We start from the raw sequence: 21,126 nt of genomic DNA, 5'->3' as shown, positions 1-21,126 counted from the left end.
TAATTTTCTGTATTATTATTTTAAATATCGAATTTTAATGTGAATTAAGCTGCGCAGCCCGGCGCGCGCCTGAATCCGTCAGGCGGCCGCTGGTGCGGCAGGCGTTGGGGACAGGACATCGGGAATGGTTGAAGCTGCAGTGACACGCGACATTCCGCGCCCGGCCCCGCGTGGGCCGGCGCCGAGGCTGGACGCCATAGACCGGCGCATTCTGCGGGCCCTGCAGCGCGACGCGTCCCTGACCATCGCCGAGGTGGCGGATGAGGCCGGCCTGTCGCCGACGCCGTGCTGGAAGCGCATCCAGCGCCTTGAGGCTGCCGGGATCATCCGCAAGCGCGTGGCCCTGCTGGATCACGAGATGCTGGGCTACGGCGTCACCGTGTTCGTGTCCATGCAGATCGGTGAGCACTCGGAGGCGGAAATCCGCCGTTTCGCCGAGGCGCTGCGGCAAATGCCAGAAGTGCTGGCTTTCTATCGCATGGCCGGCGACGTGGATTATCTGGCGGTGATCGTGGTGCGTGACATGGCGGAATACGACGAGGTCTACCGGCGCATCATCGCCGCCGGCAATCTCAAGAACGTCGTGTCCCGCTTCGCCCTGGAGCGGCTGAAGTCCGAAACAGCGATACCGGTCATCCAGCCCTGAGGGGCCAACCGCCCGGAGGGGCTGTCAGACTTCCTGCGGCTGGCCGATGCTCTTGCGCCAGGCGCGGGGGCTGACGCCGCAGGTCCGGCGGAAACTGTGGTTGAAGGCCGAGGTTTCCGTATAGCCCAGCCGCCAGGCGATTTCCGCCACCGGCAGGCTGGTTTCACGCAGCAGCCGGCGCGCGCCGTTGATGCGCTCCCGGGTCTGGAGCTGGCGATAGCTGACGCCGGCCCCGGTCAGCCGTCGCTGCAGGGTGCGCGGACTCATCCGCAACCGCGCCGCCGCGTCCGGCAGGCTGAGGCCCGGATCCCCCTCCTGCAATAACCGGCAGATGCGGGCGACGAGATCGTTGCTCTCGTCCGTCGCCAGGGCGTGTTGCAGCAGCTGGTCCGCCTGGCGGAGCGACAGTTCGTGCGAGCGCCGGTCAGCGGCGGGCAGCTTCTGGTCCAGCAGTTCCGCCGGCCATGTCCAGACTGCGCCTGGTTCGCCCAGGCGCACCACCATCGCGTCCGGTTTGCGAACGGGGGTGAAAATGCGGTCGCGCGTCGTCAGTTCGATGCCCAGGAACGGAAACCGCCCGCCCCAGATCATGTTGAGCAGGTCAGTGGTGGCGGGCGCGTCGCGCAGGGCCGTGAACTCCCGCAGATGCGGCGGCGTCTGGTCCAGCCGCATGCGCAGCGTACAGACGCCGTTCTGGGTCCTGAGCTCATACAGCGCCAGCGAATGGTGCAGCCACGCCAGCCGGCCCGCTGTCTCCATGGCCGAGCGCAAGGTCCGCGCCGTCATCACCGCCACGCCGAACAGGCCGAGCATCAGGAAGCGGGAGCGCAGCCCCAGCTCCAGCCACACATGCCGGCGCCCGTCGGTCAGCTCGACAAACTTCTCCTGAAACGCCAGCTCCGCCGCGCCGCTGACGGTCGCAAGGGGATTGCTGGCGTGATCGGCCGTCACGCCGGCGGCGGTGAAGGCGGGGGCGGGGTCAATGTCGTTCTCGCGCAGCAGCTCAGCCATCACCGCCATGTTCTGCGGCGATACCGGAACCTTGCGGTAAAGTGACAGCAGCATCGCCCCGTTTCTCCCGTGCGCCCAGCCTTTCCAGATCAGGCAGAGCACATTTTTCTTCCAGAAAACTGCACAGGATCAATCTGATATAGCCGGACCCGTTCTGTGCGCAGCCGATTCCCCGGCCGCTCCGGGCGGCGGCGGGCGATGTTTCCGCATGGTGTCGCAACTGGCGTAAAAACACAAGTTTATGGCGTGTCGGCGCCTTGCAATTCCGGCCTCGAACTGGCGTTCTTCGGGACAGGACGCGCCGGCGCTGGCGTCGGGCGGCGGCTTCGGGTGGGCGCATAGACCGGAAGCCGGGGGAGGCCCGATTCTCTACGGTGGCGCGTCCAGCCGCCCTTCGCCAGGGCAGGCCAGGCCGGCTCCCGCCAGGCCGGCTGCCGCGCCGGTTGTGGCTGGGCGGCGCAGGCGCCGCTGGATCTGTCCGCCCGCAGCCGCGCCCCCCAGGCGCCGGCCAGATGCGTTGCGACCCGGAACCGGTTGCGCGGTCGCGGGGGCGGCGCAGGCCCCAGAACGACGCCGTTGGGCGCGGGGCAGATGGCCGCGCCCGTAAAGGCGCATCATCCAGATTGGTTTGACAGGATCCGCCCGCGATCCGGCGGTCCTGTCCCGGGAAGCGCACGGGGAACGTGCGGGGAAACGCATCAGACCGGCGGTGTAACGCCAGGGAGAGCATCATGGGCGAAGTGGATCAGGCGGCGATTGCGGCCGATTTCATCAGGCGCTGGCGCGCGTGGGCCGCGACCCACGATCCGGCTGGCGCGGCGGCGATGTTCGCTGACAATCCCACGCTGATGTCCCCGGTCTTCCATGGTCCAAAGCAGTCGAAAGACTACGCCGTCGCCGTGGTTTGCCATGCCCTGGCGGTGTTCGAGAACTTTCGCTACGTCAGCGAATGGTCCAGCGATGACGGGGTGATCCTTGGCTTCGAGGCCAATGTGGGTCCGCACCAGTTGCGCGGCGTCGACAGGTTTCGCCTCGACGACCAGGGCCGCGTCACTGAACTTGAAGTGATGATCCGCCCCCTGAACGCCCTCGCCGAGGTCGGCGAGCGCATGAAGGCGCGATTCGCCGCCAGCGCGGCCTGACGCCCGGTTTGGTCCATCGATCGGCGGCAGTTGCAGGCCATGACCGTTGCGGCGCTGCGACCAGGCGCCGTGCGGGCCGCGATCGGCAGGCGCCGCCGTTCCCCGGGCCGCGCAAGGCGGCGCCAGTGGCCGCATACAAACAAACGCTCAACTGGAGAGTCTCATGTTCAGCAAGGATCTGCTCAGCGGCAAGCGCATTCTCGTCACCGGCGGCGGCACCGGCCTCGGCAAGGCCATGTCCGAAGGCTTCATGTCGCTGGGCGCCGACGTCGTCATCTGTGGTCGCCGCAAGGGCGTGCTCGATGACACGGCGAAGGAGCTGATGGACCGTTATCCGGGCCGCAAGGTCGACGTGTTCGGCGTCGACATCCGTGATTTCAACGCGGTGGACGCCATGGTGGAGGAGGTGTTCCAGACCGGCGCGCCGCTCACCGGCCTGATCAACAACGCCGCCGGCAATTTCATCTCGCGCACCGAGGACCTGACGCCAGGCGGCTTCAACGCCATCGCCAATATCGTCATGCACGGCACGTTTTACGTCACGCATTCGGTTGGCAAGCGCTGGATCGCGCGGCAGCTGCCAGGTTCGGTGATTTCCATCCTGGCCACCTGGGTGCGCAACGGCGGCCCCTATGTGGTGCCCTCGGCCATGAGCAAGGCCGCCGTCAATGTCATGACCATGTCGCTGGCCGCCGAATGGGGCCATTACGGCATCCGCCTCAATTCCATCGCCCCGGGTGAAATTCCCACTGAAGGCATGAACGCCCGCCTCAGCCCTGGCCAGAAGCCGGGCGAGCGCGCCGCGAAGTTCAACCCCATGGGCCGCCACGGCACATTCGCCGACCTGCAAAATCTGGCGTCGTTCCTTCAGTCGGACGGCTCCAGCTGGATCAACGGCGAAACCATCGCCCTCGACGGCGCGCAGGGCTTGGCCACCGGCGGCAACTTCTACAGCGTCATGCGGGACTGGAGCGACGCGGACTGGCAGAAGGCGCGCGATCTCATCAGGGGGCAGAACGAGAAGGACCGTTCGCAGCGCACCAACTGACAGCGCGGTTTCCTCACGAAAGAACGCCCGCCGACCATGCTGGCGGGCGTTCTGATGGGGGCTGGAGCCGCCAGCGCAGGTCCGGGTGCGTCGCAATGGCGCCACGCGTGGATAACGCTGGCGTCTGGACGCTTTTTTACGTATATGCGGGCCTTCTGCGCGCCTTGCGGCGGGCGCCGGCGCGGCATGCGCCGGACGGCTCGCGGTTCCGCCGGGCGCAAGACTGGCGATACAGGCGTCACGGGTGGTGAACGCCGCGGAAGGTTAGCTATGATCCAGGTTGTCAGGGCCAAGCTGCATGGAATTCGCGTGACCGGCGCGGATCTTGACTATCACGGCTCCATTACCCTCGATCCCGAGCAGTGCACCCAGGCCGGCATCCGCCCGCTGGAGTACGTTGACATCTTCAACAAGGCCAACGGCGCGCGCTTTTACACCTATGTGATTTTCGGCGAGCCGGGCAAGGGCGAGTGCGTGCTGAACGGCGCCGCCGCCCGCAATTGCCAGCGGGGCGACCAGCTCATCATCTGCGCATCGGCCTTCGTGCAGGAAACCGAGCTGTATTCCATGCGCCCCAAGGTGCTGACCTACGGCGCCGGCAACAAGGTTGAGGACATCATCCATTACGAGGTGTTCGAGGGGCCGGAGCGGCCGTTCGACTTCCGCATGGTCACCGAGCCGCAGATCGATCCCGCCGAGCGTCGCGTCGGTGAGTTCAATGTGAGCGCCTTCACCGAGGACCTGCGCGCCCGTGGCCTCGACGACCACGCCATCGCTGACGTGCTGTCGCGCCACCTGAAGTCGGTCGCCTGACCGGCGCCTGACAGGTTGGGTGTCTTGGTGGCCGGGAATTTCCCGGCCATTTTGTTTTTGCGCCGGCCGCGCCGTCAGCCGACATGCTATGATGGCGATTGCGCCCGTATGGTGTGTTCGCCATTTCTCCCACGGGGCATGCGATGCGAAGCCTTGCGACCGGTTTCCTGTTTCTGTTCCTGTTTGCCCCTGCCCATGCGGAGACATCCATGGCGACGAGCACCCCTGCCGGCGCGCCCGCCAGCCAGGTGAACCGCCCGCGTGCGGCGCCGCTGGTCATCGCCCATCGCGGCGCCTCCGGCTATCTGCCCGACCACACCATCGCCGCCTACCGGCGCGCCATCGACATGGGCGCCGACTTCATTGAGCCTGACGTGGTTTCCACCCGCGACGGCGTGCTGGTGGTGCGTCACGAACCCATGCTGTCGCAAACCACCAACGTGGCCGGCCATCCGGAGTTCGCCGCCCGGCGCCGGACCATGCTGCTGGACGGGGTTCCGGTCACCGACTGGTTCACCACCGATTTCACCCTGGCTGAGCTGAAAACCCTGCGCGCCCGCCAGCCCATGGCCTGGCGCGACCAGAGCCACAACGACCGCCATCCGGTCGCCACGCTCCAGGAGGTGATTGATCTCGCCAGAGCCGAAAGCGCGAAGCGGGGGCGGGAGATTGGCATTGCGCCCGAGACCAAGCACCCCACCTGGCACGCGGCGCAGGGCCTGCCGCTGGAGGATGCGCTGGTCACCGCCCTTGACGCCGCTGGCTGGAAGGATCGCGCCGCGCCGGTAATCATCCAGAGTTTCGAGACCGGCAACCTGCGTTATCTGCGTCGCCGCACCGGCGTTCGCCTGCTGCAACTGGTGGATGGCGGCGGGCCTGACGCCGCCGGAGCCATGACCCTGGCGCCGAACAACATGCGCCCCTTCGACTGGACCGTTACGGGCGACAGCCGCACCTGGGCCGATCTGCTGACCCCGGCCGGTCTGGCGGATGTGAAGACGTGGGCAGACTATGTGGCGCCATGGAAATTGTGGCTGATCCCGACCCGCGCCGCGACGGCCGCCGACGGCGTCGCCCCCGGCGCCGTCGGTGAGGGCGCGCGGCTGGCCCTGCCGTCAACCAGCATCGTGAGGGACGCCCATGCGGCGGGACTCGGCGTCGTCACATGGACCCTGCGCAGCGAGCCGCGCTTTCTGGCGGCCAGCTATGGCGGCGACCCGGCGAAAGAGGTCCGGGCGCTCATCGATCTGGGCGTCGACGGCCTGTTCAGCGATTTCCCCGACGTGGCGGTGGCGGCGCGGGACGGGGCCGGGCGGTGAACGCGCCGCCAGGCTCGCCAACAACGGCAAGGCTGGCCAATAACGGCCAGGCTAGCCAATAACGGCGATAAAGCCGGAGATGACGGCGGCGTTCACCAGATCGATGAAGAAGCCGGCCACAAGCGGCACAATGATGAACGCCCGGTGCGCCGCGCCATGCTGCTGCGCCACGGCGGTGATGTTCGCCACGGCCGTCGCGGTGGAGCCAAGGGTAATGCCGCCGAAGCCGGCGCAAACGACCGCCGCCTCGTAGTCGGAGCCCATGGCGCGGAACACCACAAGCATCGTCCAGGCGATGGTGAGCAGGATTTGCAGCGCCAGCACCGTGAAAATGAAAACCAGCGCGCCGGACAGCTCCCACAATTGCAGGCCCATCAGCGCCATGGTGAGGAAAACGCCGAGGGCGATGTCGGAAACCAGCGCCATGCCCTGGCGGACCCCGGGCCACATCCGGGCGAGGTTGCGCTTCATGGTCAGGGGCGTGGCGTTGCGCACGATGATGCCGGCGAGCAGGCAGCCGACAAATGCCGGCAGCGTCACGCCGGTTTCCGCGATCAGGGCGTGCAGGCCCATGCCCAGCATGATCGTCATGTTGATGACAAGCAGCGCCCACACCACGCTGAAATAATCGAGTGGCGGCGTGGGGCCCCGGGTCCGTGAGCCGATGTCAAGCTGGCGCGCCGCCGGGCCATGCAGGCCATGGCGCCTGATCAGCCAGGTGGCCATGGGGCCGCCAATGACGCAGGCGGCGATCAGACCCACCGTGTTCGCCGCGATGCCCAGCTCCAGGGCGTTGCTGACGCCGTGCTGCTGCACGAAGACCGGCGACCAGGCCAGCGTGGTGCCGACGCCGCCGGTGAGCGAAATGGACCCGACCATCAGGCCCGCCAGGGGATTGAAGCCGAAAGCCTCGGCCAGCACGACGCCGAGGCCGTTTTGCATCAGCATGAACGTGGTCGCCAGCGCCGTCAGGATCACCAGGGGCTTGCCGCCGCGCAGCAGGGTGCGCAGATCGGAGCCGAGCCCGATGGAGGCGAAAAACACCAGCAGCAGGAAATCGCGCGCGCCAAGGGTGAAGCTGACCTTGACGCCGCTGACGGCGTAGATCAGCCCCACCGTCGCCGCGCACAACACGCCGCCGACCACCGGCTCGGGAATGCTGTAACGCCTGAGCAGCGGCGCGTTCATGGTGATGACCTTGCCGCCAAGCAGCAGCGACATGGCGATGGTGAAGGACAGGAAGGCGTCGATCTGGAGCATGCGGGTCCTGATATGGGCGGGCGGGCAGACGTAACCATAGCTGGCGCGCGTGGAATTTCCCAAAAAGGTCGGAAAAAATCCGATGCAGAATTTTCGGGGTCCCGTCTCCGGGCAGGGCCGGGGCGGGGCGGCGGGAGCGGCGCGGCCACGGCGCCCAGGCCGGGCAAGCCTTCTGGCGCGCGGGCGATTGGTTTATCCTTGCCGCGCCATCCTTGACCGATATCCTTGCAAGGCTTTGCCCAAAGGAGGTTCAGAGGGGAGGTTCTGATGATGTTCCGTTTGGGAGTCTTCGATGATGCGCGCGTGATAGAGGCGTTGCGCGCCCATTTCGAAGCGGCTTACGCCAACACCGCGCCCGGCAGCGCCCATGCGCTGGAAATCGCCGCGCTGCAGACGCCGCAAATCCGCTTCTGGTCCGCGTGGGATCAGGGCGCGTTGCTGGCCATAGGCGCGCTGAAGCGCTTCGCGCCGCGTCACGCCGAGGTGAAGTCCATGTATGTGGTCGAGGCCATGCGACGCCGGGGCGTGGGCGGCGCCATGCTGCGCCATCTCATCACCGACGCCAGGGCCGGCGGCGTCCACCAGCTTTGGCTGGAAACCGGCTCCTGGGACTATTTCCGGCCGGCGATCGAGATGTATCTGCGCCACGGCTTCGCGGAAACCGGGCCTTTCAACAATTACGTCGCCGATCCAAATTCCATGTTCATGATGCTGGATTTGCGGGATTGAACCAAACGTGGGCGGCCAGCCGCGCCGTCAACCATGCGCCAGCACAAAAACCAGGGCTGCCCAGTCGCCGGAGGAAACAATGTCAGATGGTCTTGCCATGATCGCCGCGCGGCACGAGGGCACCCTGCCGTGGAATCTGGGCATGCGCTGGGATCGCGCGGAGCGGGGGCTGGTGGAGGGGCGGTTCACCATCCAGTCGCATCATCTTGCCGGCAATGGTTTTCTGCACGCCGCCGCGATCATCGCTCTGGTCGATTCCGCCAGTGGCTATGGCTGCATGCTGTCCCTGCCCGAGGGCGCGGAAAGCTTCACCACCATCGAGCTGAAATCCAACTTTCTCGGAACCGCCCGGGAGGGCGACGTCAGCTGTGTCGCCACCCTGGCCCATGGCGGTCGCTCCACGCAGGTGTGGGACGCGGTGGCGCGCAGCGAGCTCAGCGGCAAGACCCTGGCGCTGTTCCGGTGCACGCAAATGGTGCTGTGGCCGCGTTAGGGCCGCGCCGCCTGGCTTGCCGCCAGGGCCTGGGGCCGCGGCGGTTCAGCCTGCCCGGTCGCTGACGCCATCGGCCAGCCGGTCGGCGGCGGCGAACAGCGCCTGCAGTTCGTGGTCGCCGATCTTCTCCCAGCCCAGGGTGCGCAGGGAAACCGCGCGCCCGGTATAAAATGCGACGAGGCTGGAGATCAGCAGCAGCGCGTCAATGGTGTCGGCGTCGCGCACGGTGCGGGCGCCGCGTACGCCGGCCGCCAGCCGCGCCAGCAGGCGCACGCCAGGCTCCCACAGGCGCTCGTACAGGATGGCGAAAGCGGGTCCCTGTTCGCGCAGCTCCCGCGCCACGAACGTCGTCCATGTGAGCGCGTCATCGGAGCCAGCGAGCAACTGGATCAGATGTCGCAAGAGCTGCTTGAGGTAATCGCGGCAGGCGGCGCTGTCGCCCCGCTCCAGCGCTTCCGTGAGGCCGGCGACCGATATGGACGCCATCTGGCGCACGTAGCGGTCAACGATCTCGTTGGCGCAGGCGAGATATACGCCTTCCTTGTTGCCAAAATAATAGGCCAGGGACGGGAGAGTGACGCCGGCGGCTTGGGTGATGCGCCGGGTGGTGGCGTTGGCGAAGCCATGCTCGCCAAACTCCGCCAGGGCGGCGGTAAGAATGGCGCGCCGGGTTTCTTCGCCCTTGGCGTAGCCGGAGCGGGCGTCGCGCCGGGGGGCAGCCGGGTTGCCAGGTGGGACGGACGGTGAGGCCATGCCCTTATTGAGCACGACGCCGGCCGGGGCGCAAATGGCGGCGCTCCACGGATCGGCGAGCCGGCCCGGCGCGGATAATCCGCCCGGGGCGCCCCCGTTCCTTCTGTCGTGAGCCACGTTCATCGGGCAAGGCGGCGTCGGCGCCGCAGACGCCGCCCGCTGCTCAGGCCCGCGCCGGCCGGTAATTCTCGCCGTCCGAGGCGAAGTCGGCGTGACCATAACGGTGCAGCAACCGTTCCAGCTTGCCGACGAGGCGGCGGTTGGCGAGGTCGCGCAGGCCAGGCAAGCGCATGGCGACGTCATACAGTTTCATGCGCGGGACGATGAACATGGCGGTGGCCAGGGCGATGAGGCGATCGCGGCCCGTATAGGAAACGCCCATTGCCCCGGCTTTTGAGGCGTCGCCATCGAGGAAGTTGCGCACCAGATAGGCCTTGGAAAAGCTGCGCTCCATGCCGCGCCGCACGCGCCCGGTCAGGGTATTGTCCTGCGACAGTTCCGCCGACATGGCGCCGCGCACCAGGGCGCCGCAGGTTTTGTCGTCGAAGCCAGACCGCAATGTCGCCTGGCGGGTCAGCAGCAGGTCCACGATCTGCTGCGGCGTCTCGCCAAGCAGATCCTCCGGCAGGCCAAGCAGGAAGCAGCGGTAGCGGGCGAGCTCGATGCGCGCCCGCTCTTCCTGGGTGAAATGGTTGCGCCCCTGGCGCAGCACCCTGAACGACAGCAGGAAAGAGCTGATCAGGCCCGCCGGCATCTGGTCCACCTGGGGAATCGGCACGCCAAACACCTTCGCGTTCCAGACGCCAGGCCGGCGCATGACGTTGAACCGCACCATGGAGTGCATTAGCCGGACCATGGCGGCGGCGCGAAAACCCTCGCCATGGCGCTCCAGCCCGCCCGGCATCACCGTGAGGGTGAAGAAGGTCGCCGTCTCGAAAGCCCGCTTGGCGGCGAGGGAATCGGTCAGCGCGCCGGTCAGCGCCATGGGCAGCGCCGAATATTTGTTCATGAAAGTGGCGAGCAGGGCGCCGCGGATCACGTAAGGCGCCAGATTGGCCATGCCGTTGCGCTCCAGCCGCGCGCCTTCGTTGACCAGTTTCATGTCCACCCAGGCGGGCGTGCGCTCCATGTCGCGAATGAAGGCCACGAGCTCGGGCGTGGCGTCGGGCACGGCGTCCAGCCCCTTGCGGCATGCGGTTTCAAGCTGGGAGATCATGCCGCGAAAACCGAGCTGGGGCATCAGCGCCGCATAGGCGTCGGCCACCCCGTCGCCGGTCATCGTGTAGCCGGCGATCATCGCCACCCGCTCACGATTGGCCAGCAGCGCGGCGCCCCGGTCGCGGAAGGGGCAGCGCAGGGAGCTGTCGCCTTCCTGCGCGCCGGTGAAGCGCTCGGGCATGGCGTCGAAGTCGATCTGGCCATAGATGGCCGGAATTTGCTGCGCCTGGCGGCGCGCGCGCGCCCAGACGGCCGGGCTGTCTGCGTCAAAAGCCATGCGGGCCTCCTCCTGAATGTTTATGTCCTGGAAAATGTATCATATGATATAAATGTCAAGAATGTTGCGCGATCGCAGACGCCTGCCAAACCGGCGCCGGCCCATGCGGGCATTTCCGGCGCGGGCCGTGCGGCGGTCTTTATGCGCGCCGGCCATCCGTGTAGTCAGGCGTCTGCAACCGGAGCATGTTCGCGGGCAGCGGCCCGTTCCCGTGACGGGAAGCGCGTGACCGCGTGCGAAATGCGTCCATTCAAAGATCAGAGCCCCAGATGCCCGCCAGATCGCTGATGTTCCAGGGAACCGGCTCCGACGTCGGCAAATCGCTGATGGTCGCGGGGCTTGCCCGCGCCCTGGTCAACCGCGGCCTGCGGGTGGCGCCGTTCAAGCCGCAGAACATGTCGAACAACGCCGCCGTCACCGTTGATGGCGGCGAAATCGGCCGCGCCCAGGCGCTGCAGGCGCGCGCCGCCCGCCTTGCGCCTACGGTGCATATGAATCCGGTGCTGCTGAAGCCCCAGGGCGGCCATGGCAGCCAGATCATCGTCCAGGGCCGCGTCGCCGGCTCGTCCAGCGCCGCCGGGTACCAGCGCGTCAGGGCCGGCCTGATGCCGGCGGTGCTGGAAAGCTTCAACCGGCTGCGCCAGGACGCCGACATCGTGCTGGTGGAGGGCGCCGGCAGCGCCTCCGAGGTCAATTTGCGCAGCCATGACATCGCCAACATGGGCTTCGCCCGCGCCGCCGACGTTCCGGTGGTGCTGATTGGCGATATCGACCGGGGCGGGGTGATAGCCAGTATCGTTGGCACGCAGGCGGTGATCGATCCGGCCGACGCGGCGATGATCGCGGGCTTCATCATCAACCGGTTTCGCGGTGATCCGGCGCTGTTCGCCGATGGCATGGCCATCATCGAGGCCCGCACCGGCTGGCGCGCCGTCGGCCTGGTTCCGCACCTGGAGGCGGCCGGCCGGCTGCCGGCGGAAGATGGCCTTGGTCTTGCCGGAAAGGGCGGGCGACCGGCAAAAACAGCTGGCGCGCCCATCCGCATCGCGGCGCTGGTGCTGCCGCATATCTCCAATTTCGATGACCTCGACCCGCTGGAGGCCGAGCCGCAGGTGGAGATGATCCAGGTTCGCCCGGGCGAGGCGCTGCCTGGCGACATTGACCTGGTGATCCTTCCCGGCTCGAAGGCGACGATCCCGGCCCTGGCCGCCCTGCGCGCCGCCGGCCTCGACATCGACATCGCCGCCCATGTGCGGCGCGGCGGCCATGTGCTGGGCATTTGCGGCGGCTACCAGATGCTTGGCCGCAGCATCAGCGATCCGGCGGGGCTGGAAGGCGCCGCAGGAACCGTTCCCGGGCTTGGCCTGCTCGATGTGGACACGGTGCTTGCCGGCGACAAGACCTTGCGCGAAACCTCAGGCCGCAGCGCCGACGGCGCCGCCTTCCAGGGCTATGAGATGCATGTGGGCGTAACCACCGGGCCGGGCCTCGCCAGGCCGTTCGCCCACTTCGCCGATGGGCGCGTTGACGGCGCCGTTTCCGCCAGCGGCCGGGTCAGCGGCTGCTATGTGCATGGCCTGTTCGCCAGCGACGCCCAGCGCGACGCCTGGCTGCGCCGCCTCGGCGGCGATGGCGTCGATCACGCCTATGAAGCCGGCGTCGAGGCGGCGCTGGACGCGCTGGCGGCGCATCTGGAAGCCCATCTCGATATCGACTGGCTTCTCAATATATCCAGATAAGAAGCTGAAAAATCAGGAAAGAACAGCCGAGTGTAGCGATCAGAAGCGTGTCGGCCAGCTGATACAGCCGCAGGGCGCGGCGGATATCGGCCGGCGTCGCCGCGCGCCGTCCGCCAGCGCCCATTTCGGCGTCATCGACCATCTGGCCGCCATAAACCCGGGGACCGGCCAGGGCGAGGCCGAGCGCGCCGGCCATCGCCGCCTCCGGCCAGCCGGCGTTGGGCGAGCGGTGCTTGCCGGCGTCGCGTCGCACCGCCCGCCAGGCGGCGCCGGCGTCGGCTCCCGGCGTCATGGCGGCGGCCGCCAGCAGCGCCAGCCCGGTGAGCCGCGAGGCCGGCAGATTGATGAGATCGTCGCAGCGGGCGGCGGCCCAGCCAAACGCCTCGTGCCGCGCCGTGCGATGGCCGATCATGCTGTCGGCGGTGTTCACCGCCTTGTAGACGGCGCAGCCGGGCAGGCCGGCGACCGCCAGCCAGAACGCCGGCGCGGTGACGCCATCGGAAAAGTTTTCGGCCAGGCTCTCGATGGCGGCGCGGCAAACAGCGGCCTCGTCCAGCGTATCCGGGTCGCGGCCGACGATCATCGAAACCGCGCGGCGGCCCGCCGTCAGGCCATCCCGCTCCAGCGCATCAGCCACGGCGACGACATGGGCAGCGAGGCTGCGCTGCGCCAGCAGGGCGCTCGCCAGCACGGCGACAGCCAGCCCGCCGGCGATCAGGCCGAACGCTCCCGGCAGGGCCTGCTGGACGGCCAGGCCGACGCCACCACAGACGATGATGAGAACAAGCAGGGTCAATACGCCAAGGGCCCGCCGGGCGTCTGTCGAATGGTTCGGCCGGTTCAGCTTTTCATCCAGACATGCGATGAGACGGCCAATCCAGCTCACCGGGTGGCCGATGGTGGTGTATACCCGGTCCGGGTAGCCGACGGCGCGTTCGATCAGCATGGCGGCGAAGGCGAGCAGAATGGTCATGACGGCTTCAGGCGGTGCGGGTTTACGGGCGGTGGCGGGTTTGGTGGACGCGAATTCAGCAATGGGCGGGCCTGGCGCGCCGGATCCGGGCGTGATCGTCCATGGCGGCTCCCTTGTGCAGGCGGCGGCGCTGTTCCCCGATGCGCCGGCGCCGTGGATCGACCTGTCGACGGGGATCAACCCCCATCCCCATACCCGCCGGCCAACGCCATCGGCGCTGCTGACGCGGCTGCCGGAGCCGGCCCGCCACGCCCGCCTGTGCGCCGTGGCGGCGGAAACCTGGGGCGTCGCGCCTGGCGCTGAGGTGGTCGCCGCGCCTGGAACCCAGATCCTGCTGGCGCAGGTCATGATGCTGGCGCGGCCAACCTCTGCCCGGCCGGCGCGGACCATGATCCTCGCGCCGACCTACGCTGGCCACGCCGACGCCGCAAGGGTCGCGGGTCATGAGGTCATTTGTCATCAGGCCGCCACGCCCGATGATCTGGCGGCGCTGGCTGACGCCGACGTCGCCGTTGTCGTCAATCCCAACAATCCGGACGGGCGGGTGACGGGCCGCGCGGCGCTGCTGCGACTGGCGGAGGCGCTGGCCCGCAAGGGCGGCCTGCTGGTGGTGGACGAGGCTTTCATCGACGCCTGCCCGGCGGCCGAAAGCCTTGCCGGCGATGTGGGGCGGGATGACCTGGGCGGCGCCCTGGTGGTGCTGCGCTCCTTCGGCAAATTCTATGGTCTTGCCGGCGTGCGGCTCGGCTTCGCCATTGCCGCGCCCGCCCAGGCAGCGCGGCTCAACGCCATTCTCGGCCCATGGGCGGTATCCGGCCCGGCCGTGGAATATGGCCTGGCGGCGCTTCAGGACGACGCCTGGCGGAACGCCATGATCAGACGGCTGACGGCCGAGGCGGCCCGGCTTGACCAGCGGCTGGCGGCGGCGGGCCTTGCCGCCACCGGCGACGTCAGCCTGTTCCGTCTCGTGCGTCATCCACGCGCTCACGATCTGTTCGTTGCACTCGGGCGGCGCGGCCTGTGGGTCCGCCGCTTCGAGGCGATCTCCGGGGTTGGCTGTGACGCCATCCGCATTGGCCTTCCGCCGGACAAGACAGCTACCCACCGTCTTGATAGCGCGCTTCAGGAATTTTCATCAACTATTTGATAAAAATCGAACATTATTGAATATTTCCCGTATCGTCTGTCGGCGTCTTCTGCCGGTGAACGATCGCCTCCGCCACCGGCTTTCCCTCTAGCAGATGCTCCTGCACGATGCGTTCGATCACCGTTTCATCGAGCCTGCCGTACCAGACGCCATCGGGCTGGACGATCAGCAGCGGCCCCTGGTTGCAGGGATAAAGACAGCTGGCGCGCACGCACATGGCCCGCTGCGGGCCGCTGTTGAGCGGGCGGATGTTCTTCATGATCCTGCGCATGTGCTGGTACAGCGGCAGCGCCCTGCGGTGGGCGCACCGGGCGCCCAGGCAGAAAAACACCTGGCGCGCGTGCTCCGGCACATCGGTCCAGCCCGGCTTGCCCATGGCGGGCTTCACCTCTGCGACGGGCCGGAGCCGCTCCGGGGCCGCCGCCACAGCCGCTTCCACCGCCGCCGCCACGTCCAGAAACTGCTCGACCGGCGGGGCGATCCGCAGGTCGAAGTCGCCGTCCGCATGTTCCAGCCGCCAGGCGTTCAATGCCCCAGCCAGCCATGCGCCAAGCGACGGATCGGCCGGAAACGCCACGGGAACCACCAGGGCTTGGCGCACGCCGCGCTTCAGCAGGTCTTCCAGAACATCTGGAATCGATGGCCCCGTGAGGTCTTCCCAGGCCGGGACAAAGGTGCGTTCGCCCGCCGCGTTCAGCCGCGCGGCGATCTGGGCGACATTCTGCTGCCGGTCAAGGGCGGCGCGGCCATACAGGATGACGACAGACATATCGGTTGCGGATGCTCCTGCTCCACCATGTTGTCCTTTACTTGCCATGACATGGCTCCATATGCTGATGCAGTGCTTCATCCCGTCGGGGAGGCGATGCGACCCTGCCTGCCGCGCCAGCGGCCATGCCAGAAGGCGCGGCCAGTCCCGGCAATGGACCATGCGGCCGGCTGCGCTGGCGCAATGGCCCGCCCCGTCAACCGCCTGCCCGTCACGCGTTGGCGCGGCGGCGCAGCATGTAGGTGTCCATGATCCAGCCGTGGCGGGCGCGGGCCCCGGCGCGCGTGCGCACAATGCGCTCGCTCACCTCGGCCAGCGGCCCGTTGATGAGGATTTCGTCGGGCATGCCGAGATAGGCGCCCCACCAGATGTCGTAGTGCGCCGCCGGCAGGGTGGTGAAGGCGCAGGCGCCGTCCAGCATCACCACGATGGTCTCCGCATCGGCGGGAACGCCCTGGCGCAAGCGGCGGCCGGTGGTGAGCAGCACCGGGCCGCCGATGGTGTTGAGCGGTATGCGGTGGCTGGCCGCGAGGGTCTGGACGCTGGTGACGCCGGGGATCACCTCGATCGCCAGCGCCGCCTCCGGCAGGGCGCGCAGCCGCTCCAGAATGCGCAGGGTGCTGTCGTAGAGCGACGGGTCGCCCCAGACCAGCAGGCCCACCGTGCCGGCGGGGCCGCATTCCCTGTCCAGCAGGTCGGCGTACGCGCCGGCGATGGCGTCGTGCCAGTCATCGACGGTCTGGCGGTAGGCGTCGTCCTGCTGCGCCCGCACCGGCAGGTCGAACTCGATCTGCCGCGTCTCCGGATTGGTCAGGAAGCGCCGGCAGATGTCGCGGCGGACCTCGGCCAGATCGTCCTTCTGCCCCGGCTTGCGCGGGATCAGGATCAGATCCAGCCGGTTCAGCGCGGCGATGGCCTGCACGGTCATGTGGTCCGGGTTGCCGGCGCCGATGCCGATGACAATGATCTTGCGCATGTGGGGCTCAAACACTGTGGCGGGCGATGGCGTGGAAGTAGCAGCCGGTGACATGGCCGCGCCGCCCGCCGGAGGGGCCAAGGTCGCGGCCCTGGGAGTCAGCCAGTTGCGCCAGTGGCGCGTCATCGCCGGCGCTCACCAGGCGGGAATAGTGGAACTCGTGGCCGCGAATGACATCGCCGGCCGCGCCGACGGGGCTGTCGGCGAGCAGCCGCGCCTCGCGATAGCCCAGGTTCATCCGCCGTTTGGCATAGCTGGTGACGTGGCCGAGCAGGCCGGCCATCGGGTGGGTGACGCCCTCCGCGTCCTCCAGCGCCGCGCCAAGCACCATGTAGCCGCCGCACTCGCCATGCACCGGGCGGGTGTCGGCGAAGCGGCGCAGCCCGTCCATGAAACGGCTTGCGGCGGCCAGCTGGCCGGCGTGCAGTTCGGGATAGCCGCCTGGCAGCCAGCAGACGTCGCTGGCGGCGTCCGGCGCCTCGTCGGCCAGCGGCGAGAACAGCGCGATCTCCGCGCCCGCGTCGCGCCAGCCCTGCAACACATGCGGGTAGATGAAGGAGAAGGCGGCGTCGCGGGCGATGGCGATGCGTTGGCCAGGCGGCGGCAGCCAGGAAGAAGGCGGCGGCAGCCAGGAAGAAGGCGGCGGCAGCCAGGAGGGAGCCGGCGGCAGCCAGGAAGAATCCGGCGGCAGCGAGGAAGACGGCGCTTCACCCTGACCCGCGGCGATGGGGGCCGCCAGCGCCAGCACCGCGTCCAGATCGACGGAAGCCTCGACCACGTCGGCCATCTGGTCGATGAAGGCTTCCAGGGCGGCGTGCTCGCCCGCCTGCACCAGGCCCAGATGCCGTTCCGGCAGGCTGATCTCCGGGTTGCGGCGGATGGCGCCGACCACCGGCAGGCCCAGCCGCTCGATCGCCGGGCGCACCACGGCTTCGTGCCGCTCGCTGGCGACCTGGTTGAGCACGACGCCGCCGATGCGCACGGCGGGATCATGGGTGGCGAAGCCGTGGGCGATGGCCCCGGCGGTTTGCGACTGGCCGGAAATGTCCAGCACCAGCAGGGTCGGCAGGCCGTAGATGCGCGCCAGATCCGCCGCCGCGCCGCTGCGGCCGGGGGCGGCGTCAACCCCGTCGAACAGCCCCATGGCGCTTTCCACGATCACCACGTCGGCGCCTGCGCCCTGGCGGGCCAGCAGATCGCGCAGCAGCACCGGCTCCATGGCCCAGCTGTCCAGATTGACGCCGGAATGGCCGGTGGCGGCGCGATGGAATTCCGGGTCGATATAATCCGGCCCGGATTTGGCGGCCCGCACGTTCAGGCCGCGCCGTTTCAGGGCGCGCAACAGGCCGATGGTGACGCTGGTTTTGCCGGAGCCGGAGCGGGCGGCGCCGACGATGAGGCCGCGCGGCTGGCCAGGGGGATTCACACCTTGCCTCATGGGAAGGCTCCGGTGGGCGTCGCGCCATTTCGCCAGGCGACGATCTCGCCAATGACAACCAGCGCCGGCGATTTGATATGGTCCCGCCGCGTCGCCTCGACGATGCCCGCCAGGTCTGAAACCAGCACCTTTTCCTCCGGCGTGGAGGCGGCGTGGATCACCGCCGCCGGGGTGCGCGCCGGCAGGCCGCCGGCCAGCAGCTGGTCGCGGATCAGCGGCAGGTTGCCCAGTCCCATGTAGATGACGATTGGCTGGCCGGTTTTCGCCAGCGCCGCCCAGTCCGGGCCGTCGTTGGGCACGGGCGGCTCGGCGGCGTGGCCGGTGGTGAGGATGATCGCCTGGCTGACGCCGCGCAGCGTCGCCGGAATGCCGGCCCCGGCCAGCGCCGCCAGCCCGGAGGTGAGGCCGGGCAGGAACCGGAACGGCACGCCGGCGCCGGCCAGCGCCCGCGCTTCCTCGCCGCCGCGGCCAAACACGTTGGGGTCGCCGCCCTTCAGCCGCAGCACCCGTTTGCCTTCGCCGGCAAGGCGGATGAGCAGGGCGTTGATATCGGTCTGCGCCGCCGAGCGTACGCCGGCGCGCTTGCCGACGTAATGTTTCTCGGCGTCCGGCGCCGCCAGCAGCAGGTCCGGGTTAACCAGGGCGTCGTAGACGACGGCGTCGGCCTTCGCCAGCGCCGCGACGACGCCCAGCGTCACGCATTCCAGCGAGCCAGGGCCGGCGCCGGCCAGCCACACCGCGCCAGGGGCGAAGCCGCTTGCTTCGGCCATTGGCGGCGGCGCATGAGCCAGGCGAGCCTGAGCCAGCCGCGCCAGGGCTTCCGCCGCCAGGGCGGGCAGGGTTTGGCCGGCGGCGCCAGGCGAGGCGGGACGATCAGTGCTCATGACGGCTCACCGCTTTTCGCATCGCGTTGCGCCAGCGGCCGGTTATGGGCGTCCCGGCCGCGAAAACGGCGCTGGTAATCCACGTCATACAGGGCGCTTTCCTGAAAATCGGCGGCGGCGAGGCCAGGGCCGACGAACACCAGCGCGGTGCGCTCCGCCGGCGCATCGGCCATCTGCCTGGCGATGTCGGCCAGGGTTCCGCGAATGACCCGTTCATCCGGGCAGGTGGCCCGCACCACCACGGCGACCGGGCACGTCGGCCCGTACAAAGGCGTCAGCTCGGCGATGATCTGGTCGAGGGCGTGGATGGCCAGATGTATGGCCAGGGTGGCTCCGGTCTGGCCGAAGCCGGTCAGCGTTTCGCCTGCAGGCATGGGTGAGGCGCGGCCGGAAACCCGGGTCAGCACCAGCGACTGGGCGAGCGCCGGAATGGTCAGTTCGCGCCCCAGGGCGGCGGCGGCGCCGGCGAAGGCCGGCACCCCCGGCGTCATCGTCCAGGCGATGCCCAGCCGGTCGAGCCGGCGCGTCTGCTCGGCCACCGCGCTCCAGATCGACAGATCGCCGGAATGCAGCCGGGCCACATCCTGGCCGCGCGCCGTGGCGGCGATGTATTCTTCCTCGATCTCGTCCAGCGACAGCGGCGCCGTGTCGAGCAGCCGCGCTCCTGGCGGGCAATATTGCAGCAGTTCCGCCGGCACGATGGAGCCGGCGTACAGGCAAACCTGGCAGCGCCCCAGCAGGTCGCGTCCGCGAACGGTAATGAGATCGGCGGCGCCGGGCCCGGCGCCAATGAAGTGGACGGTCATTGCTGATCCAGATGGTGAAGAACTGCTGGTGAGCAGGCGATGGCGCAGGTGGCCATGGGCCCTGCGCTGCGTGGGCCGGCGAGCCGGGCGTTGGCGTCGATGGCGCAGGCTGCCGCCAGCGCCGCCGCCTCGCTGGCCGAGGGCAGGCCGGTGGCGGCCAGCGCCGCGTCCGAACGGGTGAGGCAGGCCCCGGCCATCGCCGCCAGCGCGGCCGGGTCGGCGACGACAAGCGACAGCCCCAGCCGCGCCGCCGCCGCCTGAATGGCCGGGTGCTCCGCCCTGGCCGGAATGCAGGCGAGGGCAGTGAGGTTCTCTGGTCGCAGGCCGTCGCGCTTAAGCGCCTGAGCAATCACAGCCAGAATATCGTCAACACTGGCCGAAACGCGGCAGCCGACGCCAGCAATACAGACCCCGGCGCTGCAGACGGCGCGCGCGCTCATGGCTTGCTCCAGCGCCATTGCACGATCGGCATGGCGGCGCGCCAGCCGGTCAGGCCGCCCACCGGCGCGGCGCGGGCCACCGCCAGCGAAATCAGATCGCCGCCATGGCGCTGGCGCAGGGTGGTGAGGAGCGCCTGGGTTTCCAGCGTCACCGCATTGATGACCAGACGACCGCCTGGCTTCAGGGCGGCGCGGGCCGATTCCACGACGGTTTCACAGGCGCCGCCGCCGATGAAAATAGCGTCCGGCTGCGGCAGGCCGGCGAAAGCCTCCGGGGCCGCGCCCATGCGCAGATCGAGCCGGGGAACGCCGAGACGCGCCGCATTGGCGCGGGCGCGTTCGGCCCGCGCAGGGTCCCGTTCAATGGCGATGGCGCGCATGGCGGGCGACAGCCGCAGCCATTCGACGCCAATCGAGCCAGAGCCGGCGCCGACGTCCCACAGCAGCTGCCCCGGCAATGGCGCCAGGGCGGCCAGGGTGACGGCGCGCACCTCGCGCTTGGTAATCTGGCCGTCGTGGTCGAAAAAACTGTCATCCAGCCCCACGCCCAGTGGCGCCGGCTCCACCGGCGCATGGGCGCTCAATTCCAGCGCCAGCACGTTCAGCGGATCGAACTGTGCCTCGCCCATGGCTCCTGCCGTCGTCGCCGTCACCCGTTCGCGCGAACCGCCCAGCGCTTCCAGCACCCACGCCCCCGAAGCCCCGAAACCCGCGTCCGCCAGCATCCGCCCCAGCCGCGCCGGCGCCGCGCCGTCGCTGGTCAGAACCAGCAGCCGCATTCCTGGAAACAGATGGGCGCGCAGCGCGTCCTCGTCGCGGCCATGCAGCGAGAGCAGCGTCACGTCCTGCAACGCCCAGCCAAGTCGCGCGGCGGCGAGGCTGAACGACGACGGCGCCGGCCACACCTTCATTTCGGCAATGGGCACGTGGCGGGCGAGGGTGGCGCCAACGCCGTAGTGCATGGGGTCGCCGGAGGCGAGCACGCACACCGCCGCGCCGCGCCGCGCCAGCACGGCGGCGAGGCCGGCGTCGAATGGCGTTGGCCACGGGGAGGCTTCGCCGGTGATCGCCGCCGCCGCCAGTTCCAGATGACGCTGACCGCCAAACACCACATGGGCGTCGCCGATGGCCTGGCGGGCGCCGGCGCCGAGCCCGTCCAGCCCATCCTCGCCAAGCCCGACCACATGTAGCCATGGGCGGGGCGCGTCCTGACCTGACGCGCCCGTCATGCCTGCGGCGCGTTCT

At 68.9% G+C, this 21,126-nt stretch carries 21 protein-coding genes; 9 read left to right on the top strand and 12 right to left on the bottom strand.

From position 1 onward, the window contains the following. Positions 1-124: 124 nt before the first annotated feature. Positions 125-646 (top strand): Lrp/AsnC family transcriptional regulator, encoded by a 522-nt coding sequence (locus tag EV666_RS03655; protein ID WP_132003255.1) that lies wholly within the window; start codon positions 125-127, stop codon positions 644-646. A gap of 24 nt (positions 647-670) precedes the next feature. Here the strand turns inward: EV666_RS03655 and EV666_RS03650 are convergent, their stop codons facing one another. Beyond that, positions 671-1,711, bottom strand: coding sequence for an AraC family transcriptional regulator (locus tag EV666_RS03650; protein ID WP_132003252.1), 1,041 nt, complete (start codon positions 1,709-1,711; stop codon positions 671-673). A 677-nt stretch (positions 1,712-2,388) separates the two neighbouring features. Here EV666_RS03650 and EV666_RS03645 point away from each other — a divergent pair. The 4 genes from EV666_RS03645 (at position 2,389) to EV666_RS03630 (ending at position 5,979) form a co-directional block, all read left to right on the top strand. Further along, positions 2,389-2,799 (top strand): nuclear transport factor 2-like protein, encoded by a 411-nt coding sequence (locus EV666_RS03645; protein ID WP_132003249.1) that lies wholly within the window; start codon positions 2,389-2,391, stop codon positions 2,797-2,799. A gap of 163 nt (positions 2,800-2,962) precedes the next feature. Beyond that, positions 2,963-3,847 (top strand): SDR family oxidoreductase, encoded by an 885-nt coding sequence (locus tag EV666_RS03640; RefSeq protein ID WP_132003245.1) that lies wholly within the window; start codon positions 2,963-2,965, stop codon positions 3,845-3,847. A gap of 270 nt (positions 3,848-4,117) precedes the next feature. Next, positions 4,118-4,660: an aspartate 1-decarboxylase gene (locus tag EV666_RS03635; protein ID WP_132003242.1), complete on the top strand. Its 543-nt coding sequence runs from the start codon at positions 4,118-4,120 to the stop codon at positions 4,658-4,660. A 209-nt stretch (positions 4,661-4,869) separates the two neighbouring features. Further along, positions 4,870-5,979, top strand: a complete 1,110-nt coding sequence (locus EV666_RS03630) for a glycerophosphodiester phosphodiesterase (RefSeq protein ID WP_207906326.1) — start codon at positions 4,870-4,872, stop codon at positions 5,977-5,979. Positions 5,980-6,030: 51 nt separating this feature from the next. Here the strand turns inward: EV666_RS03630 and gltS are convergent, their stop codons facing one another. Continuing rightward, positions 6,031-7,239, bottom strand: a complete 1,209-nt coding sequence (gltS, locus tag EV666_RS03625) for a sodium/glutamate symporter (RefSeq protein ID WP_132003236.1) — start codon at positions 7,237-7,239, stop codon at positions 6,031-6,033. 267 nt (positions 7,240-7,506) lie between these two features. Between gltS and EV666_RS03620 the strand changes: the two genes are divergently transcribed. Both EV666_RS03620 and EV666_RS03615 read left to right on the top strand, forming a co-directional pair. Then, positions 7,507-7,968, top strand: coding sequence for a GNAT family N-acetyltransferase (locus EV666_RS03620; protein WP_132003234.1), 462 nt, complete (start codon positions 7,507-7,509; stop codon positions 7,966-7,968). A 79-nt stretch (positions 7,969-8,047) separates the two neighbouring features. Then, the gene (locus EV666_RS03615; protein WP_132003231.1) at positions 8,048-8,461 is read left to right on the top strand and encodes a PaaI family thioesterase; all 414 of its coding nucleotides are present in this window, start codon (positions 8,048-8,050) and stop codon (positions 8,459-8,461) included. A gap of 45 nt (positions 8,462-8,506) precedes the next feature. On the opposite strand, the gene EV666_RS03610 is transcribed toward EV666_RS03615, so the two are convergent. Next, positions 8,507-9,214, bottom strand: coding sequence for a CerR family C-terminal domain-containing protein (locus tag EV666_RS03610; RefSeq protein ID WP_165909884.1), 708 nt, complete (start codon positions 9,212-9,214; stop codon positions 8,507-8,509). 163 nt (positions 9,215-9,377) lie between these two features. Beyond that, positions 9,378-10,709 carry an oxygenase MpaB family protein gene (locus EV666_RS03605; protein ID WP_132003225.1) on the bottom strand — a complete coding sequence of 444 codons (1,332 nt, stop codon included), beginning with the start codon at positions 10,707-10,709 and terminating at the stop codon, positions 9,378-9,380. Positions 10,710-10,978: 269 nt separating this feature from the next. Between EV666_RS03605 and EV666_RS03600 the strand changes: the two genes are divergently transcribed. After that, positions 10,979-12,448 carry a cobyric acid synthase gene (locus EV666_RS03600; RefSeq protein ID WP_132003222.1) on the top strand — a complete coding sequence of 490 codons (1,470 nt, stop codon included), beginning with the start codon at positions 10,979-10,981 and terminating at the stop codon, positions 12,446-12,448. Here the strand turns inward: EV666_RS03600 and cbiB are convergent. Continuing rightward, a complete protein-coding gene (gene cbiB, locus EV666_RS03595) occupies positions 12,432-13,421 on the bottom strand; it encodes an adenosylcobinamide-phosphate synthase CbiB (protein ID WP_132003219.1) in 990 nt (329 codons plus the stop codon). The genes EV666_RS03600 and cbiB overlap by 17 nt on opposite strands. Before the next feature lie 43 nt (positions 13,422-13,464). Here cbiB and cobD point away from each other — a divergent pair, with 43 nt between their 5' ends. Next, positions 13,465-14,568 (top strand): threonine-phosphate decarboxylase CobD, encoded by a 1,104-nt coding sequence (gene cobD, locus EV666_RS03590; protein ID WP_245514194.1) that lies wholly within the window; start codon positions 13,465-13,467, stop codon positions 14,566-14,568. A gap of 13 nt (positions 14,569-14,581) precedes the next feature. On the opposite strand, the gene EV666_RS03585 is transcribed toward cobD, so the two are convergent. The 7 genes from EV666_RS03585 to cbiE all read right to left on the bottom strand — a co-directional run bounded on the left by EV666_RS03585 (position 14,582) and on the right by cbiE (position 21,110). Beyond that, positions 14,582-15,337 (bottom strand): (2Fe-2S) ferredoxin domain-containing protein, encoded by a 756-nt coding sequence (locus EV666_RS03585; RefSeq protein ID WP_132003216.1) that lies wholly within the window; start codon positions 15,335-15,337, stop codon positions 14,582-14,584. 211 nt (positions 15,338-15,548) lie between these two features. Further along, on the bottom strand, positions 15,549-16,313 hold the full coding sequence (gene cobF, locus EV666_RS03580; RefSeq protein WP_132003213.1) for a precorrin-6A synthase (deacetylating): 765 nt from the start codon (positions 16,311-16,313) through the stop codon (positions 15,549-15,551). A 7-nt stretch (positions 16,314-16,320) separates the two neighbouring features. Next, on the bottom strand, positions 16,321-17,751 hold the full coding sequence (locus tag EV666_RS03575) for a cobyrinic acid a,c-diamide synthase CobB (RefSeq protein ID WP_132003210.1): 1,431 nt from the start codon (positions 17,749-17,751) through the stop codon (positions 16,321-16,323). Continuing rightward, entirely contained in the window at positions 17,748-18,521 is a 774-nt protein-coding gene (gene cobA / locus EV666_RS03570) for a uroporphyrinogen-III C-methyltransferase (protein ID WP_132003752.1), read from the bottom strand. Before cobA ends, EV666_RS03575 begins: the two co-directional genes overlap by 4 nt. Before the next feature lie 110 nt (positions 18,522-18,631). Next, positions 18,632-19,441, bottom strand: a complete 810-nt coding sequence (gene cobM, locus EV666_RS03565) for a precorrin-4 C(11)-methyltransferase (RefSeq protein WP_132003207.1) — start codon at positions 19,439-19,441, stop codon at positions 18,632-18,634. Beyond that, positions 19,438-19,881: a cobalamin biosynthesis protein gene (locus EV666_RS03560; protein ID WP_132003204.1), complete on the bottom strand. Its 444-nt coding sequence runs from the start codon at positions 19,879-19,881 to the stop codon at positions 19,438-19,440. The genes cobM and EV666_RS03560 overlap by 4 nt, the downstream gene beginning before the upstream one ends. Next, on the bottom strand, positions 19,878-21,110 hold the full coding sequence (gene cbiE / locus EV666_RS03555) for a precorrin-6y C5,15-methyltransferase (decarboxylating) subunit CbiE (protein WP_245514193.1): 1,233 nt from the start codon (positions 21,108-21,110) through the stop codon (positions 19,878-19,880). Before cbiE ends, EV666_RS03560 begins: the two co-directional genes overlap by 4 nt. Positions 21,111-21,126: the final 16 nt, after the last annotated feature.

The sequence above is a fragment of the Camelimonas lactis genome (genome assembly GCF_004342915.1).
GTDB lineage: Bacteria > Pseudomonadota > Alphaproteobacteria > Rhizobiales > Beijerinckiaceae > Camelimonas > Camelimonas lactis.
Note: the sequence above shows the minus strand (reverse complement) of the source record. Positions and strands in the feature narration are given on the sequence as shown.

Coding starts and splice junctions, on each gene's coding strand:
- EV666_RS03655 (WP_132003255.1), top strand. CDS start 125: ATGGTTGAAGCTGCAGTGACACGCGACATTCCGCGCCCGGCCCCGCGT.
- EV666_RS03650 (WP_132003252.1), bottom strand. CDS start 1,711: ATGCTGCTGTCACTTTACCGCAAGGTTCCGGTATCGCCGCAGAACATG.
- EV666_RS03645 (WP_132003249.1), top strand. CDS start 2,389: ATGGGCGAAGTGGATCAGGCGGCGATTGCGGCCGATTTCATCAGGCGC.
- EV666_RS03640 (WP_132003245.1), top strand. CDS start 2,963: ATGTTCAGCAAGGATCTGCTCAGCGGCAAGCGCATTCTCGTCACCGGC.
- EV666_RS03635 (WP_132003242.1), top strand. CDS start 4,118: ATGATCCAGGTTGTCAGGGCCAAGCTGCATGGAATTCGCGTGACCGGC.
- EV666_RS03630 (WP_207906326.1), top strand. CDS start 4,870: ATGGCGACGAGCACCCCTGCCGGCGCGCCCGCCAGCCAGGTGAACCGC.
- gltS (WP_132003236.1), bottom strand. CDS start 7,239: ATGCTCCAGATCGACGCCTTCCTGTCCTTCACCATCGCCATGTCGCTG.
- EV666_RS03620 (WP_132003234.1), top strand. CDS start 7,507: ATGATGTTCCGTTTGGGAGTCTTCGATGATGCGCGCGTGATAGAGGCG.
- EV666_RS03615 (WP_132003231.1), top strand. CDS start 8,048: ATGTCAGATGGTCTTGCCATGATCGCCGCGCGGCACGAGGGCACCCTG.
- EV666_RS03610 (WP_165909884.1), bottom strand. CDS start 9,214: ATGGCCTCACCGTCCGTCCCACCTGGCAACCCGGCTGCCCCCCGGCGC.
- EV666_RS03605 (WP_132003225.1), bottom strand. CDS start 10,709: ATGGCTTTTGACGCAGACAGCCCGGCCGTCTGGGCGCGCGCGCGCCGC.
- EV666_RS03600 (WP_132003222.1), top strand. CDS start 10,979: ATGCCCGCCAGATCGCTGATGTTCCAGGGAACCGGCTCCGACGTCGGC.
- cbiB (WP_132003219.1), bottom strand. CDS start 13,421: ATGACCATTCTGCTCGCCTTCGCCGCCATGCTGATCGAACGCGCCGTC.
- EV666_RS03585 (WP_132003216.1), bottom strand. CDS start 15,337: ATGTCTGTCGTCATCCTGTATGGCCGCGCCGCCCTTGACCGGCAGCAG.
- cobF (WP_132003213.1), bottom strand. CDS start 16,313: ATGCGCAAGATCATTGTCATCGGCATCGGCGCCGGCAACCCGGACCAC.
- EV666_RS03575 (WP_132003210.1), bottom strand. CDS start 17,751: ATGAGGCAAGGTGTGAATCCCCCTGGCCAGCCGCGCGGCCTCATCGTC.
- cobA (WP_132003752.1), bottom strand. CDS start 18,521: ATGGCCGAAGCAAGCGGCTTCGCCCCTGGCGCGGTGTGGCTGGCCGGC.
- cobM (WP_132003207.1), bottom strand. CDS start 19,441: ATGACCGTCCACTTCATTGGCGCCGGGCCCGGCGCCGCCGATCTCATT.
- EV666_RS03560 (WP_132003204.1), bottom strand. CDS start 19,881: ATGAGCGCGCGCGCCGTCTGCAGCGCCGGGGTCTGTATTGCTGGCGTC.
- cbiE (WP_245514193.1), bottom strand. CDS start 21,110: ATGACGGGCGCGTCAGGTCAGGACGCGCCCCGCCCATGGCTACATGTG.